Origin of the sequence: Bacillus sp. Brlt_9, assembly GCF_051948935.1 — a bacterium.
Lineage (GTDB): Bacteria > Bacillota > Bacilli > Bacillales > Bacillaceae_G > Bacillus_A.
This window is the reverse complement of the sequence record NZ_JAYJLO010000001.1, coordinates 1,037,275-1,056,039: the sequence shown is the minus strand read 5'-3', so window position 1 is coordinate 1,056,039 and position 18,765 is coordinate 1,037,275. Positions and strand designations below refer to the sequence as shown.

The 18,765-nt window shown below is 33.3% G+C and carries 15 protein-coding genes, 1 pseudogene and 1 other annotated feature; of the genes and pseudogenes, 2 read left to right on the top strand and 14 right to left on the bottom strand.

The annotated features are described in order from the left end of the window. Positions 1-5: 5 nt before the first annotated feature. Both VF726_RS05385 and VF726_RS05380 read left to right on the top strand, forming a co-directional pair. Positions 6-803 carry a lipid II flippase Amj family protein gene (locus VF726_RS05385; protein WP_440166449.1) on the top strand — a complete coding sequence of 266 codons (798 nt, stop codon included), beginning with the start codon at positions 6-8 and terminating at the stop codon, positions 801-803. Positions 804-833: 30 nt separating this feature from the next. After that, positions 834-1,409, top strand: coding sequence for a nucleotidyltransferase family protein (locus VF726_RS05380; protein ID WP_440166447.1), 576 nt, complete (start codon positions 834-836; stop codon positions 1,407-1,409). 38 nt (positions 1,410-1,447) lie between these two features. Here VF726_RS05380 and VF726_RS05375 read toward each other — a convergent pair whose 3' ends face one another. From VF726_RS05375 to VF726_RS05310, 14 genes and pseudogenes are all read right to left on the bottom strand, one after another. Next, positions 1,448-2,362 carry an alpha/beta fold hydrolase gene (locus VF726_RS05375; protein ID WP_440166445.1) on the bottom strand — a complete coding sequence of 305 codons (915 nt, stop codon included), beginning with the start codon at positions 2,360-2,362 and terminating at the stop codon, positions 1,448-1,450. A 37-nt stretch (positions 2,363-2,399) separates the two neighbouring features. Next, the gene (locus VF726_RS05370; protein WP_440166443.1) at positions 2,400-3,740 is read right to left on the bottom strand and encodes a sodium-dependent transporter; all 1,341 of its coding nucleotides are present in this window, start codon (positions 3,738-3,740) and stop codon (positions 2,400-2,402) included. A 116-nt stretch (positions 3,741-3,856) separates the two neighbouring features. Further along, positions 3,857-4,105 (bottom strand) — a binding site (T-box leader). 107 nt (positions 4,106-4,212) lie between these two features. Continuing rightward, positions 4,213-5,172, bottom strand: coding sequence for a PepSY domain-containing protein (locus VF726_RS05365; protein WP_440166441.1), 960 nt, complete (start codon positions 5,170-5,172; stop codon positions 4,213-4,215). Between the two features lie 19 nt (positions 5,173-5,191). Continuing rightward, a complete protein-coding gene (locus VF726_RS05360; RefSeq protein WP_440166439.1) occupies positions 5,192-6,550 on the bottom strand; it encodes a HAMP domain-containing sensor histidine kinase in 1,359 nt (452 codons plus the stop codon). Positions 6,551-6,553: 3 nt separating this feature from the next. Next, positions 6,554-7,237 (bottom strand): response regulator transcription factor, encoded by a 684-nt coding sequence (locus tag VF726_RS05355; protein WP_440166437.1) that lies wholly within the window; start codon positions 7,235-7,237, stop codon positions 6,554-6,556. A gap of 128 nt (positions 7,238-7,365) precedes the next feature. Beyond that, complete coding sequence (locus tag VF726_RS05350; RefSeq protein WP_440166435.1) at positions 7,366-8,796, bottom strand: SLC13 family permease; 1,431 nt, start codon at positions 8,794-8,796, stop codon at positions 7,366-7,368. Next, a complete protein-coding gene (locus VF726_RS05345) occupies positions 8,793-9,977 on the bottom strand; it encodes a glycerate kinase family protein (RefSeq protein WP_440166433.1) in 1,185 nt (394 codons plus the stop codon). Before VF726_RS05345 ends, VF726_RS05350 begins: the two co-directional genes overlap by 4 nt. Positions 9,978-10,509: 532 nt before the next feature. Further along, positions 10,510-10,893: an immunity 22 family protein gene (locus tag VF726_RS05340; protein ID WP_440166431.1), complete on the bottom strand. Its 384-nt coding sequence runs from the start codon at positions 10,891-10,893 to the stop codon at positions 10,510-10,512. A 122-nt stretch (positions 10,894-11,015) separates the two neighbouring features. Next, entirely contained in the window at positions 11,016-11,399 is a 384-nt protein-coding gene (locus VF726_RS05335) for a hypothetical protein (RefSeq protein ID WP_440166429.1), read from the bottom strand. 32 nt (positions 11,400-11,431) lie between these two features. Further along, on the bottom strand, positions 11,432-12,088 hold the full coding sequence (locus VF726_RS05330; protein WP_440166427.1) for a hypothetical protein: 657 nt from the start codon (positions 12,086-12,088) through the stop codon (positions 11,432-11,434). 88 nt (positions 12,089-12,176) lie between these two features. Beyond that, positions 12,177-12,257 (bottom strand): annotated as a pseudogene (locus tag VF726_RS05325) (SseB family protein); the annotation flags it as partial. Between the two features lie 108 nt (positions 12,258-12,365). Continuing rightward, a complete protein-coding gene (locus VF726_RS05320; RefSeq protein WP_440166425.1) occupies positions 12,366-13,121 on the bottom strand; it encodes a DUF975 family protein in 756 nt (251 codons plus the stop codon). A gap of 164 nt (positions 13,122-13,285) precedes the next feature. Further along, positions 13,286-16,024: a hypothetical protein gene (locus tag VF726_RS05315; RefSeq protein WP_440166423.1), complete on the bottom strand. Its 2,739-nt coding sequence runs from the start codon at positions 16,022-16,024 to the stop codon at positions 13,286-13,288. A 23-nt stretch (positions 16,025-16,047) separates the two neighbouring features. Next, a complete protein-coding gene (locus tag VF726_RS05310) occupies positions 16,048-18,723 on the bottom strand; it encodes a tetratricopeptide repeat protein (protein ID WP_440166421.1) in 2,676 nt (891 codons plus the stop codon). Between the last annotated feature and the right edge of the window lie 42 nt (positions 18,724-18,765).

The window sequence follows — 18,765 nt, the reverse complement described above, 5'->3', positions numbered from 1 at the left end:
ATCTAATGTCAATTACGTTAATTGTTATAATGGCTTTCACAATTGTTATTCACGCGGTTGAAACGAGCTCTTATAGTATTCGGTTAGCTGGAGTGCGTTTAAAGAGAATTGCTGTTGCTTTGTCTGTCGTAGGCATGGTGTTACTTATTTCAAGAACATCTAACATGCTACAAGCCTTTTTAATCGGTGGGATTGTCGATGAGGCAAAACTAGACGCATCCATTAATTTAGAACATATTATACGGCTCGTTCTATTATCCGCCTCTGTCGGTACATTAATTGCGATTATACTATATCCAACTTTAACTAAACTATTTGGATATGTCATTCAAAACTTTGAAACAGACGGTTCTTTCATTCGATTGATGAAAACAAATAACATTCAAAAATTAAAGTACACAAAAAAATATGTACGCTTCCCAAAATTAGAAATGATTCATAGACTACGTATTGGTGGTATTCCAAAACGTATTATGCTTATTAACATGTTTGCTACTGCTATTTATACAGCTGGTGTTCTTTCAGCCCTATATGCTTCTTTTTTACTTCCAGCTTACGCGACAAAAGCTACTACAGCTTCTGGACTTATTAATGGTTTTGCTACCATTTTATTAACAGTGCTACTAGACCCACGTATCGCACTTTTAACAGAGCGAGCCCTTCAATCAGAAGAAGGTGTTGAAGCAATGAGTAAAATGTATGGTTGGTTAATGATTTCTAGACTTTTCGGTACGTTATTAGCACAACTATTATTCATACCAGGTGCTTATTGGATCACATGGATTATAAAACTAATGAATTAGTCCTCAATTAAAAAGTAGGTGGGATAACAAATGACAATCCAAACAGAGCAAGATATAATTCGCTTAATAGAAAACGATAAATGGATGATGAATGTATTACAAATGGCCAAATCACTAGAATTAACTGATTGGTGGATTTGCGCCGGATTTGTTCGCTCTAAAATTTGGGATACTTTACATAACTATGAAGTTAAAACAGCAATGCCTGATGTTGATGTGATTTATTATGATAGTCTACATAAAGATGAGCTATACGAACAATCATTAGAAACGAAATTAATGAATATGGATGCTACGATCCCTTGGTCGGTAAAGAATCAAGCTCGTATGCATGTAGTGAATAATATGCCACCGTATTCTTCTTCTGTTGATGCTATTTCTAAATTCCCTGAAACTGCAACGGCTTTAGGAGTTACACTTGATCAATTAAACAACGTCATATTAACGGCTCCATGTGGTATTGAAGATGTGATTGCCTTACAAGTGAGACCGACAGCCCATTTTCTTGAAACAAAAGAACGATTACATATGTACAATGTTAGAGTTACTAAAAAGAACTGGCAAAACAAATGGCCTAACATAACAATTACTTATCCAAAAATATAAAAAGGGAGCTTCGCATTATACGAAGCTCCCTTTCTACATTATTTCAAAAACTGAATGACTATTTCAGCAAAACGATCTGCTTCTTCATAATGCGGTGTATGACCACTCTCTTCGAATACAATATAATCCCCATTTTGAGCATCTTTATTAAACGTTTCAATTTGTTTTTCACACGCTACTACATCATATTTCCCTACAATTAATAACACTTGATTTTGTAAACCTTTTATTTTAGGTAATAATGAAGTATGAACTGCTCCTTCTAATTTTAATCTATCAAAATGAATTTTGGAGCGATTTGAAAATACTTCCCACTCTTCATCACTATATAAACTCTCGTCTGTCACATCTTCCTTATAATTGTATATCTCCATTCTATTTTCTTCTAATTCATTGCTTAGTCTTATATAAGCTTCTAGCAACTCTTCTGAACTCGCATTGCTAGATGAATAAGCAAGGGACTCTTCTGCTACTTCTTCTTTTCCATACTTTTTTAATAAATTCCCTGTCTTTTGTAACAAAGCTCTACTTGTTAACGCAAAATCGAACGTTGGCCCTTCAAATATGATTTTCTCTATTGAACTTGGATACCTCGACGCATATAGCAACGCTACATATCCACCGAAAGAATGTCCAATTACAGACCACTTCTCAATTTGTAATACTTTTTTTAGTTCCTCACAGTCTTCAATCAAATCATGTAATCCAAAAGCTTCGTCTTCAGTAATTTCTTCTGAGCGACATACACCTCTTTGATCTATCATAATTACAAATAAAGAATCTTTTAATCGTTCCGCTTGATGAAATGAAAAATCATAACAACTTTCTCCCGGTCCACCATGTAAGTATAGGACTGGTTTATTTTTAGGGTTTCCATGCGTTTCAACATATAGCTTTTTGCCTCTGATATGCATGTATTTCCCTGCTTCTATCAAATTCGCCTTTATGATCATCACCTTCTTTTTTTACTGAATATTATAACACTTCATCTTAAATAATCCCTATTACATTTAAAAAGACGATGATGATTGCGAGTGGTGCTACAAATCGAAGTAAAAATGCCCAACAAGTAAATACTTTCTTTCCATAATTACCACCTACAAAAAACTCTGCTTCTTGTACCTTCTTCTCCATTTTGAATGAAACGAAAATACTAATAAATAGTGCTCCAAGCGGCATTAATATATTACTAGATAAGAAGTCTACTGCATCAAAAATATTCTTCCCGAAAATCGTAATATCACTCCATATCCCAAATGATAACGCTGATGGTATACCTACTAAGAAAATGCCGAAACCGATCATCCATGATAATTTCGTTCTCTTTTCTTGTTCACCATTTGCTAATGCTGAAACAACTGTCTCTAATAGTGAAAATGCTGATGTTAGTGTCGCAAATGTAAATAGTGCAAGAAATACTGTTAAGAATAAACCACCGAATGGAATTTGACTAAATACTGATGGTAATACGATAAATAGTAATCCAGGCCCTTCTGTTGGCTCCATTCCTAATGAAAATACGGCCGGAAAAATAGCAAGACCTGCAAATAATGAAACAAATAAATTCAATCCAACAATTGTTATTGCCGATTTTGGTAAACTTTCTTTTTTATTTAAATAGGAACTATACGTGACCATAATCGAAATACCTATACTAATCGCAAAGAATGACTGGCCCATTGCAAACAAAATACTTTCTGAAGTAATCTTTGAGAAGTCTGGTTGTAAGAAAAACTTCACACCTTTTATTGCGTTATCAAGTGTTAGTGAGCGAACAATAAGAGCGACAAATAACACGAACAATGCTGGCAACATATATTTACTTGCTTTTTCAATCCCATTTTGCACTCCCTTTGATACAACCCAAATCGTAATGAACATAAAAGCGAAATGTCCCATAATCGCCCAAGCCGGATTTCCAATTGTTTCAGTAAATAATGCACCATAATTTTGTCCCGGAGTAATAAGTTGTCCCGTTACTCCTCTGAATAAATAAATTAATACCCATCCACCTACAACACTATAAAACGAAAGTAGTATAAAACACGTTCCAACGCCAAGACGTCCAATCCAGTGCCATCCTGTATTAGGTGCGATACTTTTAAATGCGCCAACTGCTTGTTTCTGCGTACTGCGTCCAATCATAAATTCAGCTATAAGTAACGGCAGCCCAATTAATACAGTAAATAATATAAATATTAGAAAGAATGCTCCTCCCCCGCTCTTCCCAGCGATATAAGGAAACTTCCATATTGCGCCAAGCCCAATTGCCGATCCTGCTGCAGCCATTATAAAACCTAATTTCGAAGTCCATTGCTCCGTCTGTTTCATCTTATTTTCCTCCTAAATAAATCTTTTTATATAAATAATAGAATTTTATAAACTAGTCCAAATAAACCCTCCATTTCTATTTCCATAAAATAAAAAAATGGCCCAACGTCTCTATATAAAGAGACGCTAAGCCATTTACTTAACGCGGTACCACTCTTATTGATTCCATTATGAATCCACCTTAGTAGTAATCGTTTGATTACAAACCTAATATCGAAGGTTAACCGTTAAGATTTACTAAGAATGTGATTCCGTTCCACCTTACTGCTCCTAGGCGAGTTCAGGATGTCATTTGACTATGTCACACCAACCCATAGCTCTCTGTACAAATATACGACCTTACTACTCCTATTCAACACAATTAAATATTTAGAATATATTTTCTTTTGAAATTAATATGAAGTATATCGGTTATATTTGTAACTGTCAAGGGATATATTAAAATTTGATGAGAATCCGTTTATTGTTGTGATTATCCTTCGTCATCATCATCTTGATCATCATTGCCCTCTTCTTGATCATCTTCATCTTGTTGCTGTGATGACTCCTTTTGCTGAATAGCGTTATTTACCGATGTAGTTGATATAATTTCTCCTGTTATTGTATGTACTCTTACATCAACCGTTTCTGTTTGTTTTTTTATTATAATTTGGTAGGTAGCCATACCATTTATATCAACTACACTTACCTTCTCGATAGAACCACCTGGTACTTTTTGTAACGCAACTTCTTTCGCCTGCTCTTCTGTTATAACTTTTTGTATTTGTGAAGTACCAATAAAAGCGCCTGTATTTTCTGCTATTTCTACTATTACATTCTCATTTGCACTTTTCTCTATTTCTATTACATATATATTTTTTTCGTTTTTTTGCTCAAGCCTAATTCCCTTTACATTCCCTGGCACTTGCTGCACTGCAATTTCTTTTGCCTGCTCTTCTGTAACTTTTGTCATCGGTTTCTCTAACAATTGAATTCGACCAGTTGTTTTTTCAATCTCAACTACCTTACTTTGCTTATCATTTGTTTCTACCGTAATTACAAACACTTCTATCTCATTTCTCTTTTCTAATATAGTATGTTTAATTTCACCTTGTACTTTCTGTAGCGCCATTTCTTCCGCTTTCTCTTTCGTTATTGTATTACTTTTTAATGATTTTTCTTTTGCGCGTTTTATCTCTCCATTTTTGGCCTCTACTATTATTTCATATGAGCCTTGTTCATTTGAAAGATTTACCTTATAAAAATCTTGTTCCCCTTTATTTACTAATTTCATACTTTTAATTTTTCCAGGATACTGTTCAGATACAATACTTTGAATTTGTTTCTCAGATAATATTGTTTCTCCTTGCTTAGAAACAATACGTTGTGATACAAACGCTACACTTACAACTGCAAAGCAAACTAACAATGCAATTTTCCATTTCTTTTTCATTTTTAAAGCTCCTATCCTTTTATGAAAAATAAGGTAAATTTACTGTAACTTTCGTCCATTCTCCTTCTTCACTTTCAAGTTGTATATCTCCTTCATGAGCATCAATAATTTGTTTGGCAATCGATAAACCTAAACCAGTCCCCCCTGTTTCCCTACTCCTCGCCTTATCAACTCGAAAGAAACGATCAAACACTTTCTGTATATCTTCCTTAGGAATTCCCATACCGTAATCTTGAATAGAAAAAAAGACTTTTTCTTTTTGTATTCCTACTATAATATCTATAGAATCTTTACTATATTTCATTGCGTTATCCAATAAAACTACTAATACTTGTTTTATTTTTTGTTCGTCAATATGTACAACAATCTTTTCTTCCTCTGTTATAACACGAAAAGTCCGAGCATATGTTTTTTCTAACTGCTCACCAGTCACCTGACATAATCGGACCAAATCTGATTCGGTAGTCTCCAAATTCCACTCAGCACTACTGTTTGCTAGAAGCAGCATTTGATTCGTCATACCTTTCATTCTTACTGCCTCAGAATAAATCGCTTCTACAGATTCTTCCAAAACATCTTGTTTTTTCATTCCCCATCTTTTTAATAATTTCGCATAACTTTCAATAACTGTTAGCGGTGTTCTTAATTCATGCGAAGCATCTGAAACGAACTGTTGCTGCTTTTCAAAGTTCTGATGTAATAAATCGATCATTTTATTAAATGTCGTTCCCATTTTGTACAATTCATCTTTTGATTTTTTCTCAAGCGATATTTTTTTGAATATCCCTCTATCTTGTATATGCTCCATTGTTTGTATTAAAGAATTTACAGGTTTTAAAATGAGTTTACTTAACATTCTTCCCGCAAAAAAAGACGGAATTAAAACGAAAAGTGATGCAATAACTAATACATTTTTTAACATATTTAAATTCTCTTGCAAACTATCTAAACGTTCTGTCATTTCTAACGAAACGATTTTCCCATCATTCCAAATGATTGGCATTTTTATATAAGCGAATTTCCCACCATTTTTCTCATAAATTCCAGCTGATTCTTTTCTTTCAAATTTCGTATTTAGTGCTGGAATTGGTTTTGTACTATCCACTTCTTGCCTAATCATTACCTTTGAATTTTCATTAATAATTCTAATCATACCGTTTGAAGGCAAGTATGGTTGCAATAGATTTATTGCATCTACTTTCTTTGCTGAATCAGCGTTCATTCCATCAATGATATGTACTGCCTCACGTTTCAATCGTTCTAACTCTCCGTTCGTAGTCACTTTATAAAACAAAAAATATATTGAACTATTAATAATTAATAAAATAAGTAGTAACCATACTGTAGAGAATAAATATATTTTATTTTTAATTTTCATATATTACACCTTTAAGACATACCCAACACCTCTAACAGTGTGAATAAGTGGTACATCCACATTACAATCTACTTTTTTACGCAAGTATCGAATATATACGTCAACAACATTTGTATCGCCATAATAATCAAATCCCCAAACATTCGTTACAATTTGCTCACGGTTTAACACTTGATTTTCATGCTTCATTAAAAAGAGTAATAAATCAAATTCACGTGGTGTTAAGTCGACTAGATTATTACCTCTTTTCACTTCTCTCGTTTTCTCATCTAAATATAAATCTGCAATTTGATAACTACTATTTTCCTCTTCTTTTACTACATTTGAAATTCTTAAACAAGCACGAATTCTCGCTAAAAGTTCTTCTATTTGAAAAGGCTTTGTGATATAGTCACTTGCACCTTGATCTAAACCACTAACCTTGTCAACAACTGAGTCACGAGCGGTTAATAAAATAATAGGTATTACAACATTTTTCAAACGTATTCTTCGAAGAACTTCTAACCCACTTATATTTGGAAGCATTACATCAAGTAATATTAAATCCCAGTTACCATTGCCGAACTTTTCCATTGCCTCAGTACCTGTTTTTGCAATTTCACTTTCATATCCTTCAAACTCTAATTCCAACTGCACGACACGAGCAATTTTTTCTTCATCCTCGACGATTAAAATCCTTTCTCCCATAAAAGCCTCCTATAATATATATTTGCACCATTTTAGTATAACAAGTAATACTTTCCTTCAAAAGAAAAAATATCCAATATGTTTTATCCTTATTGAAAAAAATCAAGAATGAAATATATTCCTGATTTTTAAAGTGACAATCCAACCCATTGCCAATATGCATAGTAAAATATAACCATTACAAATATATAAATAACACTTAAATAACTACTTAACTTTAACAAATCTTGTGGCTGAAACGTTTCTCTATCACTTTCTTGAAATAATAGTAATGCTTTAGAACTGACCGGAAAGGTTAAACAATAATTCATTCCAACAATACCTAAAAATAAGACAGCTACTTCATTTAATTGCAGACTACTTGCAAAATATAGTAATGGCGGAATAAAAATAACTGCTCTCGTTGTGTGAGAAGTAATATATAAATGTGATGTGACTGAAAGAATAACAATTACGAGTAACACGATAAAAATAGATTGCTTATTAATTAATTCTGTTACTAAAAATAGCTTCTGCATAATCCATTGTGCTGCACCACTCTCCATTAATGATTTTCCTAATGCAATTGCTGCTCCAACAAATAAAATTAAGTTCCACGAGACACCTTTTAAACTTTCTTTCCACTGCATCACACCGAATTTTGGTAAAGTTAATAAAAATACTCCTATTATAGTTACAGTTGCAATTTCCAAACCATGTAGCGACTCTGTTAACCAAAAAGCTACCATCGCTATTAAAATACTGACTGTATACTTCTCATTTCGCGATAATTCAAACTTAATTTTCTTCTGTTTCAGTTTTGTTTTTACTTCATCTTTGTCTAAAAATAAAAATAATATTACGCGACAACTTATAAAGCTCATTATGACACCAAATGGGAATCCCCATATTAACCACTCTACAAATGTGATATTTTTATTATTAAATTCCTTTAACATATCTAGGGCGATTAAATGTGAGCCTGCCCCAATAATTGTAGAACTTGTTGAAACTAAAATAACAGTAGGCATTAAAATTGCTAATGCTTTCGTAATTCTTCTACTTCCAATTTCTTTACATATTGCTTGAAAAACAGGTAATACAACCGCTGCACGTCCCGATGTAGATGGAATAAAAAAAGCGAGTATTTGAATAATCATTGTCAAAATCCCGCACAAACCCGAAATATTTCGAGCACGATTTACAACAAAGTACGTCATTTTCTCAGCTAAACCGGTAACTTGAAGTGCCCTTCCTAGAATAAAAGAACCGATCATAAGCCAAATGACATCTGAAGCTAAAGAATCAAATAAAAGATCTTGCTTTGCTGTTCCTGAAGTAATTAGAAATAAGACAGAACCGAGTGCAATATAGGCCGAATTTATCGTTGTTGTTGTCCATAATATAATTGCAGAGCAAAATCCAAACAAACTCCATTTTGCTTCCATCGTTAATGATGATGGAAGCAAAAGAACGATTTCTACAATTAATATAAGTGCTACAGGCAGTATCCAGGATGACTTAACTTTCGAGGTATCATTATTATTCACATGTAATTCCACTACATTTTTTTCAATCATGATACGTACCCACTTTTATTCAACCGAGAAGCGATTTGGTAACCGACTAAAACTGTACGCATCGTACTCTCTGTACAATCACGAAGCCATTTCTCCGCATTAGAAAATGCATTTTCTAATGAAGATGGCATTGGTAATATGCTTGTATATGCATCAATTCCATAATCGTAATTAATACGTGCACCTTTACCAACCGTCCCTACTAACGCTATTACTGGTAATCCATATTTTTTTGCACATTTAGCCACCTCAGCTGGAATTTTCCCACGTGGTGTTTGAAAATCTATACTTCCTTCCGCAGTAAATACAAGATCACACGCTTGCAATAGTTTATTTAAATCCATATACTTCATAATAATATCGTATCTCGGATGAAGCGTCGCCCCAATTAAAGCTTGCAGTCCAGCACCAAGCCCGCCAGATGCACCACTTCCTGGTGTATGATGTACATCTATCCCTATATCTTTTTTTATAATAGTAGCATAGCGCTCCAATGCTTTTTCTAGTTCTATTACTTGTGCTTCGTTAGCACCCTTTTGTGGACCAAACACTCTAGCTACTCCATGCTCACCACATAATTGATTAAACCAATTACAAGCAACGTCGATTTGAACATGCCTTAATCTAGGATCTACTTGTGACGTATCTATTTTTGAAACTTGTAATAAAGAGGTACCACCTTGAATTTGTATTTCCTTGCCATCTTCATTTAAAAACTTTACACCTAACACTTCAGCCATACCAGCACCTCCATCAGACGTACCTGAATCACCACATCCTATTAATATACGATCTACTCCTTTATTTAAAGCTAATTCTATTAACTGTCCAACACCATGAGTCGTCGTTTTTCTAGGATCCCGTAAATCTCTCGGTACAAGGCGTAGCCCAGCCGCAGCAGCCATTTCAATAACAGCTGTACGCTCACCATTTCTCGTTTCAAAAACACCAAAAAAAGATTGCACCTTGTCTCCAACAGGTCCCGTTACTTGTACTTTATACATTTTTCCACTAGTAATATTTATAATTGCCTCTGTAAACCCTTCCCCACCATCAACCATCGGTAAAGTCTCTACAGTAGCAAGTGGCATAACTTTTAAAATCCCTTCTTTCATTACATCAGCAGCTTCCTTCGCCCCTAAACTTTCTTTAAATCCTGATGGTACAACTAAAATACGCATGTATTATTTCTCCCTTCACCTTATATATCTTTCGTATCTACGGCTTATATTAAAGGTGAAAAAAGAGAGCAAAATTAAGCTTACATTAAAATTTGGTGAGAAAGTGCTGAATTTTGCAAACTAAAAAATCCATTACACTATGAAATAGCGCAACGGATACATTCCTTTACTCTTTATTCAATTTTATTTCTCTATTACGGGACAATACTTGTATGATTTCGCGTTTCTTTTACTCAACAAGCAATTGCTTTAAGTTTATATTTTGTAAGTTTTGTAGCACAAGTATGATACCTTTTACATGTGGCGACAAGTGTTACGTTAAAACTTACGGGTTTGTACGAGTTCGTTAGTTTCATGCTCACTCCATGTGTTTATATTTACCGCTATGTAAAATGTCATTTCGCCTAAGCTCGTACTTCGTTTTCTATTCTATCATTGCATATAGTACTTCATGATGGTACAACCATCATGAAGTACGTACTTTCTAACAGCCTATTCTTTTTCTTTTCACTGCAAATATACTTTATTCGCATTAATCTATATATTCTGCCGTACCAATGAAATCCAACTTGTAGGTAGTCTTATCTACGAGGTTAACAATTTTACCTTCTTTATTATAATCATAATTATAAATTAAAATGATGGTATTGTATTTAGACTTTAACTTAATGTTATTGTACTGTTGTATTAATTGATTATCATATGAAAAATCTACTAACAGCTTTTCTATGTCATCTTCAGCATCAGGAATCCAATCTTTTTCAACTAAGTCCCTATCATAAAAACCTAATTTAAAATCTTTCTCAAAAACAGAGCGAATACTATCTCCATCTACACTATATTTTATTTCAGTGTACGTTTCGATTTCATCAAAATCACTAAAGCATCCTAACCATAAAGAAACATCGTTTTTCATTTTTTATCTCCTCAAACCTTCTGGTAAATACATAAAGCCATTTTTCATTCTATTTTCAGCCCACTCATTAAGCCCTTTAAAAAACTTTCATAGTCAGATGTAGAATCAATAATCTTTAACATTTAATTATGTACTTTTGTCGAGCCTCTTCTTCCATGACGACCAGGTGGATTTACAAATTCAACATCTTTAGTCAGATACCTCATTTCTTTAATATCATCCCTACTAATTCCCCACCGCTTAAATTTAGGAGTTCTTGCTACAAGATGCCACTCATGGTATCCTCCTGAGCGTCTAATCCTATCTTCTATTTTACTTCTCAACTGAGGATTATTCTGCATTTCCTCAAATTCTTTTACTGTTAGATTATCAAACCATTTATTAAACTCATTGTTTCTTACTGATGGAATTTTCACATCACTTAAACGCTTACTATTCCCACTAGTACTCTTACTACCTTCACCCGTACCCTTATTTAAAAACAAAAGCGATAATTGGGTTACCAATTATCGCTTACTAATTCAAATCATTTGATGTACTATAAAGTAACAATTATTTTATTATCTATGATAGTTCTAAAATTGGTGTAATTTCTCATCATGTTATTACCATATACACTAACTGCTTCATTACTACACACCATACTTTCATAGTTATCTTTAAATTCTTTTTTTATTGACTCTTCCAAACTGGCATAGTATCTTTTGATAGCTTCCTCTGCCAATTCATGCGACCCGTGCGTTAATATAAAATTAATATCTATCATATAACCCTTTTGAGGATAAAAACCCTTTTCAACAACCTCTTTTACAAAGTTATTTAAATCATTTGTGCACTTTTCTAAAATTGGCATAAATACACTATTTAACCAATTAGTGAATTCATTAACTGTCCGCTCCCACTCTTCCTCATTTGCTATGTTCCAATATAACTGATCGCTTGGTACATTGCACTGACGTGTATTAATATGAAATATTTTATCTTTAGATTTTAAAGGAAGAATTGCACATTCACCATAAAATACTACATTTTTATCAGATATATTATTCCAACTTGTATAAAGGAGTACCTTATAAATGAAATTTTTATCTTTTTTACTCATCCAATGACCTGACTTAGAATATTTCCAACCATTATCTAAATACTTTTCAGATATTAGATTACATACATATTCAAATGCTTTGTTTGCTTTCATATTACATCTCCAATTCAAACTACCTAAGATTCATATATTTTAAACTCAATCCTTAAATCTTGAGTATTCTCCCTAAAATTCTCCAATAATTTGCAACAACGTACAAATTTGATTTCTGTAATATCTCATAAAAACGAACTCTTTTTTCTTCATTCTGTAAAACTTCCACTTACGTCTCATCTAATGGACAAATTTCTAGTAAACTCATTGAACTACACTCTTTATCTAAAATAACTTCGCCACCTTACTTAAAGCAAGATGGCGAATGTTAAATACGTTATTTTTGAATATTGATAACTGGTACTTCATTTGTATTATTAGTTCTATTTACTAGATTTAGGTAGAAATGTGATACTGTAGTAGTATAATATGGCGTAATCCAAAGGTATGGAAGATTTAGTGTAAATATTCCCACCAATGAACCTAAAATAAACCACCCAATGAAACTTAACCAAGTGATAAATAAATCTAACTTATGTCCTTTCATCATCATTTTACTTTTTTTAATTGCTTCACTTGCTGTACATTCTGGATCCTCTAACATAATGTAGTAAGCCATAGAATAAGAGAAAAATTTAATAATACCTGGAACAATGAACAAAAGACTCCATAAGCTAATAAATATTGTTTGTAAGATACCTAATTTCATAGCTCTAAATATATTATTTGAATTGAAACCAGCAAATAGATCACCTATTGTGGTAGATTCATTTTTCGCTAAACGTAATGTGATTTTATAATAGCCGTAACTCATAACACTTTGTACAACAATATAAAGAATAAAAATAATAGCCCATACAATAAGTTGAGATAAAATCAATCCAAAATTAATTTGAGGTTCGCCATATGAATAATATACAAAGTTCTCAGGTCCTATAACATCTATAAACAAACCAAAAATTAAAAATACTACTATACCAATGATATACATACTTGCTACGGGAATGAGATAATTAAGAAACGTTGAACCTACCCCTAATCCCCATCGGCCTTTCAATGAGACTAATGCTTCCCTTTTTAAATTGCTAATCACCTTTTTCCACCTTTCAAATTCTTTATTATGCATAGTGTGGCTTTAATGAATAATTAATGAGTTTAGTAAAATTTAAAAATCTACTAAAACTCATTAATATTTACTCCTTATACGAAATAATTGCGCCATCTTACTTAAAGTAAGATGGCGCATGTCAAATCCAATTATTTTTGAACGTTCATAGCTTTAATTTTTTCTACATTCTCTTTTGCTTGTTTCGTTATTTCTCCATTAATAGCTTTTGCATATTTATCACGAGTTAAAAATTCAAAACATTTATATGCATTATTCGTATCGGTTGCGGACATATATCCTGCACCTTTATTAAACATTTTTAGAGCTATCGTATTCATCCATTCTTTTGCATCTTCTTCTGGATATCCTAGTTCCATCGAATGATAAGTTAATTCAATTGCTGAAGCTAAATCTTCAATCGTATCTTTATTTCCGCTTACCTTTGCAGCTTCAAATGTACTCAAATACTCAATTGCCGCTTTTACCCCATCTTTAATTCCTAATTCTTCAATACCTGGTGTTTTATATAAAATTTGATAGTTGTTTAACGCTGATTTATATTGCGTTGTTTCTAACTGTTTTGCTTCTTTAATTACAAGACTAGCAACATTAGAAAATCCTGTTTTGTCAACAACACCTCGAGAAGCTGCTTGACCATAATAATGTAAAGCATTATAAAGGTTCGTTTGTCCTTCTTTATTTGCTTCATCACCTGCTAACTGAATAAGTTGAATTCCCTCCATTTTTTTGGATGCGTTATCAATCATATTCATACCACTAATTTGGCCAATCGTTTTATCAATATCCTTTAACTGTGCAAGTAATGTGTATGAGGGTAATAAGTTTTTACTTACTTCACTTTGCCATCCTGTCGTTCCATTTATTTTATTCCATTCATTTTCTGTATCTGTCCATAATTTATTCGCATAATTAACCATTTCTTCTCTTGAACGTTCCAATGGGTGCTTTGTACGAATTGCATTTGCAATATTTAATACCGCTGTATAATATTCTCCATTATTTGCAGCATCGTTTGCTTTTCTTTCAAACATTAGCGGCATTAATAACTTATGAGATTCATCTTGAACAGATTTTTCTACTCTTGCCGTATTGGCTAATAAATTTGCTTTATTTATAGCATCTTCCACTGTAAAATTAGGATCTTTTATTTGTCCACGAAGTCCCTCTACAGCCGCACTAAATTGCTGTTCTAATTTTTCTTTTTGTTCTCCTGTTGCCCCGTCAACATACTGATTTGCTAATAGTAAAGCATTTTCATAATGTGGATTTGCTGGATTTAAATATGTTTCTATTTGATCAATCTCTTGACTAAATGGTTCAGATTTTACTTGTGCTTTTTGAGTACTTGAATCGATATTATTTGTTTTCTCGTTATTTTTGGCACCTTCAGTCTTAGCATCTTTTTGGTTTTTCTCAGTTGTTGTACTTGTTGCCTCATTTTCTTCTGTAACTGCTTTTCCTTCATTACTGCTAGTATTTTCTTTTACAGGGCTTGCTTTTTCTTTTGTCTCAGTTGCAGACTGCACTACTGTTGTTTGGATATTAAGGTTCTGTAATTCTTCTTGTAATAGCTGGTTGAAAATATCTTCTACACCTTGATTCGCTTTTTCTACTAATGTAGGATCTACGCTTTCAAATACTGATGTAACTAAATAAAATTTACTTAATGCTTGTTCTAAAGATGCTACATCCCCTGTATTTGACCACTCTCTTTTTTCTTCTGTTGCTGTTTGATAAACTTTTTCTGCTACAGATTTAATATAATCTTTCTTATTTTCACTTAAATATCTTTGTAACTCTTCTTGTGTAGTAACCGATTCATTTAGTACATTCATTTGATTACGTAAATAGAATAGTGCTCTCTCATTTGAATATTCACCACTTGTAAGAATTTGTTCTACATTATCTAATGCTAACTTATGTTCAGCTATCGATTTTGATTTTGATGGTGTATTCAATTGGCTAACGAGCGTCCAGTCTTCTTTTTTGCTATAGTAGTTTGTTAAATTGTTTAATGCATTTTCATCCAGTTCTTTTTGACTCGTATAAAAATCATTAAAGAAAACAGATGAATAGTATTTTCCATTTCCAGCGTACCACTCAACTAAAATATCACCCGTCTTTGGTGATACTGTAATTGTTGGGTGTGTTGGTTTTGGTTCTGGATCTGGCTTTGGTTTTGTATCTGGTTTTGTGTCTGTATCTGGTTTTGTACCTGTATCCGGTTTTGTACCTGTATCCGGTTTTGTACCTGTGTCTGGTTTTGTGTCTGTATCTGGTTTTGTACCTGTATCTGGTTTTGTACCTGCGTCTGGTTTTGTGTCTGTATCTGGTTTTGTACCTGTATCTGGTTTTATACCTGCGTCTGGTTTTGTGTCTGTATCTGGTTTTTGTCCGTCTCCTTCTTGTACAGTTGGTTGCGGTTTATTATCATTCGCTTTTCCCGGTTCTGCCACAGGTCCAACCATATTAGTTGGTAAATCTAGTTTTTGCGGAGTTGGTGCATCTGATAATTTGATTTGTGGATCCTTCTTTTCCACCAATACTTCATCTGGTTTATACGTTACTGGTGTAATTGGTGATTTATTATTTCCAATTAAGTCTGCTAAATTAATAGTTGGTTTTTCACCTGGTTTTTCATCTTTTTTTGCAGGATCAGCGACTAAATTTGGGAACATAGACTGTAAGTCGCCCCCTGTAATACGATCATCTTTTTTCTCTTCTGTATTACTTGCTAGTTTTACTGGTTCTTTTCCTGCTGTCTTAAATCCTTTGTCATACACAAGATATCCTGACGTTCCAAGTAAAGCGACTGACATTACGGATATAGCGACTTTTTTCCCTAAGTTATTATTGTTTTCCTCCATGTCCTTTTCCCCTTTTCCTATCTTTATTGAATCCAACCGTTTGTTTTCATTTCTGTTAGTTTTTCTTGCGCGGCTCTTACTTCAGATTCATTTTCATTTGCTTGCACTGTTTTTCTTAAGAAGCGACTTGCTTCCTCGTATTTTTTCTGTTTAATTTTAAACATTCCGAATGCAAAATTCACATGTGGATTTTCATCGTTTTGTGAGTATGCTTCTGTGAAAAGCTTCTCTGCTTCATTTCCTTGTCCCACTTTATCGTATAAAATCCCTATATTTACAAGCGTATTTATGTCGCGTGTTCCACTGCTAACAACTCTATTGTAAGCTTCTAACGCTTGCTGATATGCAGCAGTACTCTTTGCACCATCTCGCGTTTCATAAAATTGGCCCGCTTCGTAATACACAATTCCTAGTTGATTTAACAACTCAATATTTTTCATATCTTTTTGAATCGCTACTTGTAAAATGTGAGATGCTTGTTGATAATTCATTTCTTTCTTCGCGCTATCAATTAAGTTTGTTTTATTCCAAAGAACATACAAATTTGAAAGTTCAATTGTATATATCGGATTCTTTGAATCTTGCATAATAGCTTCTTTAAAGAAAGATTCTGCTTTGTCTAACTGTACAGTTGCCGTTGATAATTGACCTTTTAAATACGAAACAATTGCCTTATCTTCATTTGTTTTCGTACTCATTTTGACAATAACATCTTCTGCCTTTTCAAATTCTTTCATTTTCATATGACTTACAGCTAAATCCCGCATCGCATCTTTTTTGTATGGTTCAATTCCTTTTGCATTATTCGCTAACGCTTGTTCAAAATTTTGCACTGCTTCTTGATATTTTCCAATGCGGAAATTTGCTGAAGCTAATAGATAAGCAGCTTCATTATTTTCTTTATCTATTTCTCTATCTTTTATTAGTTTTGTAATATAATCTATTGCAATTTTATTTTTTCCTTCAGCAACGTAAATCGTTGCTAATTGGAGATAAGCCTCGTCTTTACCCTTCACAGCAATTGCCTGTCCAACAGCTTCTTCAGCTTTTGTATATTTTTTATCATCATAAGCTTGTCGTGCTTGTTCCATAAACTTTTGATATTTAGCATTTGTTGTGTAGAAATAAAATAACGTTGAACCACCTATAACAACCACTACAGTTGAACCAATAATCAAAATTCGCTTTTTATTCTTTTTCCACCATGTAGAAAAAGCCGACGGTTCGCTTTGTTCATGCGTTATTGTGAGTGGTTGATTTGATGCTTTTGCATTTAAAATTTCATCATCCACATCATATTCCATTTGTTTTTTCGTTTGTTTTCGGCTCTGTAGAATGCTATTTGGCACTGTAATTGTAGCTGCTACTTCTTGCTGCGACTGTGTTCCTTGCTCTTCTTTTATCTCTTCAATAATGCTTTCAATTTCCTGTTTTAACGCCTGATCAATGTTTGGAAATTGTACGATTCGTGAATAGACGAAACAAGCAAATGCTGCATTGTTTTCTCGTTCCAATTCAGTAGCTAATTCCAAATAATGTTGTAGGACCATTTTATTATTTATTTCAGGCTCTTGACTCTCCATAGTTTGAATGATATATGCGAGTTCTTTTTGTAGAGCTTTTGATGGATTGAGTGAATTGAAAATTATTTTATACTCATATAATGCCGCTTGTTTAAATCCTCTCTCTTCTAATAATCTTGCAATTTCCAAACATTTTGATACAAAAAGAGAGTGTTCTTCTGCTGACTGCCTTTCCGCATCAATTTTTATTCTTTCTCTCGCGCTATTAAATACTTTGTACCACTGTGCAAAGCTTGGGCATTCTGCGAAAGATTTACTACTCCATGCCTGCTTAAATAATTTTGCAATTTCCCCGTTCCATTCATCATGTAATACTTGCTGAAGTAACGTATACCTTTCACATTCTGTCTGCATTTCTTCCGTTTTAAAGTAACTTGCATCCGTCCATTTTTTATTTCGAACTTCTTCACTACACCAACTTAATATTTCTCCCAATAAAATAGCACCAGCAAATCGATCGGCTTCTTTTTGCCATACTCCACTTTTTAAATACATCGGTGCGTAACCCGCTGAACCTGCTGGCAATAACGAAGGTCTTTTCGTTTTTGAGCCATACATTTGCTCAACATCAACAAGTTCGATATAGTGTTGGCCTTTAATTGGATTTTCACTTAAGAAAGGTACGAGTATGTTGCTAGACGATAAATCATTATGAGCAACTTCATTTTCTTCCATCATTTTAAGTGTTGTAAGAAATGCTTCTGCAATAAAGAAACATTGTTCTTTTGATAACATTCGTTGTTCTTGTAAAATATCAGCCCAAGTTGGACCTTCAATCCAAGGCATTACAATACTGTTAGCAAGATCTTCTGATTTTTCGATAGCAGATATATGTTCTTCTTTAGTAACAATATAGCGTGAACATACTTTAAGACCCGCTAAGGAAGAAAGTGGTTTCAAAAATGCTAGTTGATGTTTTTCCTCGCGATAGCGTTCCTTAAAGACTTTTAATGCAATTCGTTCCATACCATTTTCATGTTGTAGTTGATAGACTGTTCCTTGTCTACCTTCTTGCCCATATGGCATTTCAATCCCAACTACTGCTGGATGTTTCTCAAACCGATAAACATCTTTATTAAGACTAATTTCTTCTCCTACTTCCGGTCGGAATCCCATTTTATCCCCTTACTCTCATATGACAATTTTTCATACAAAAGA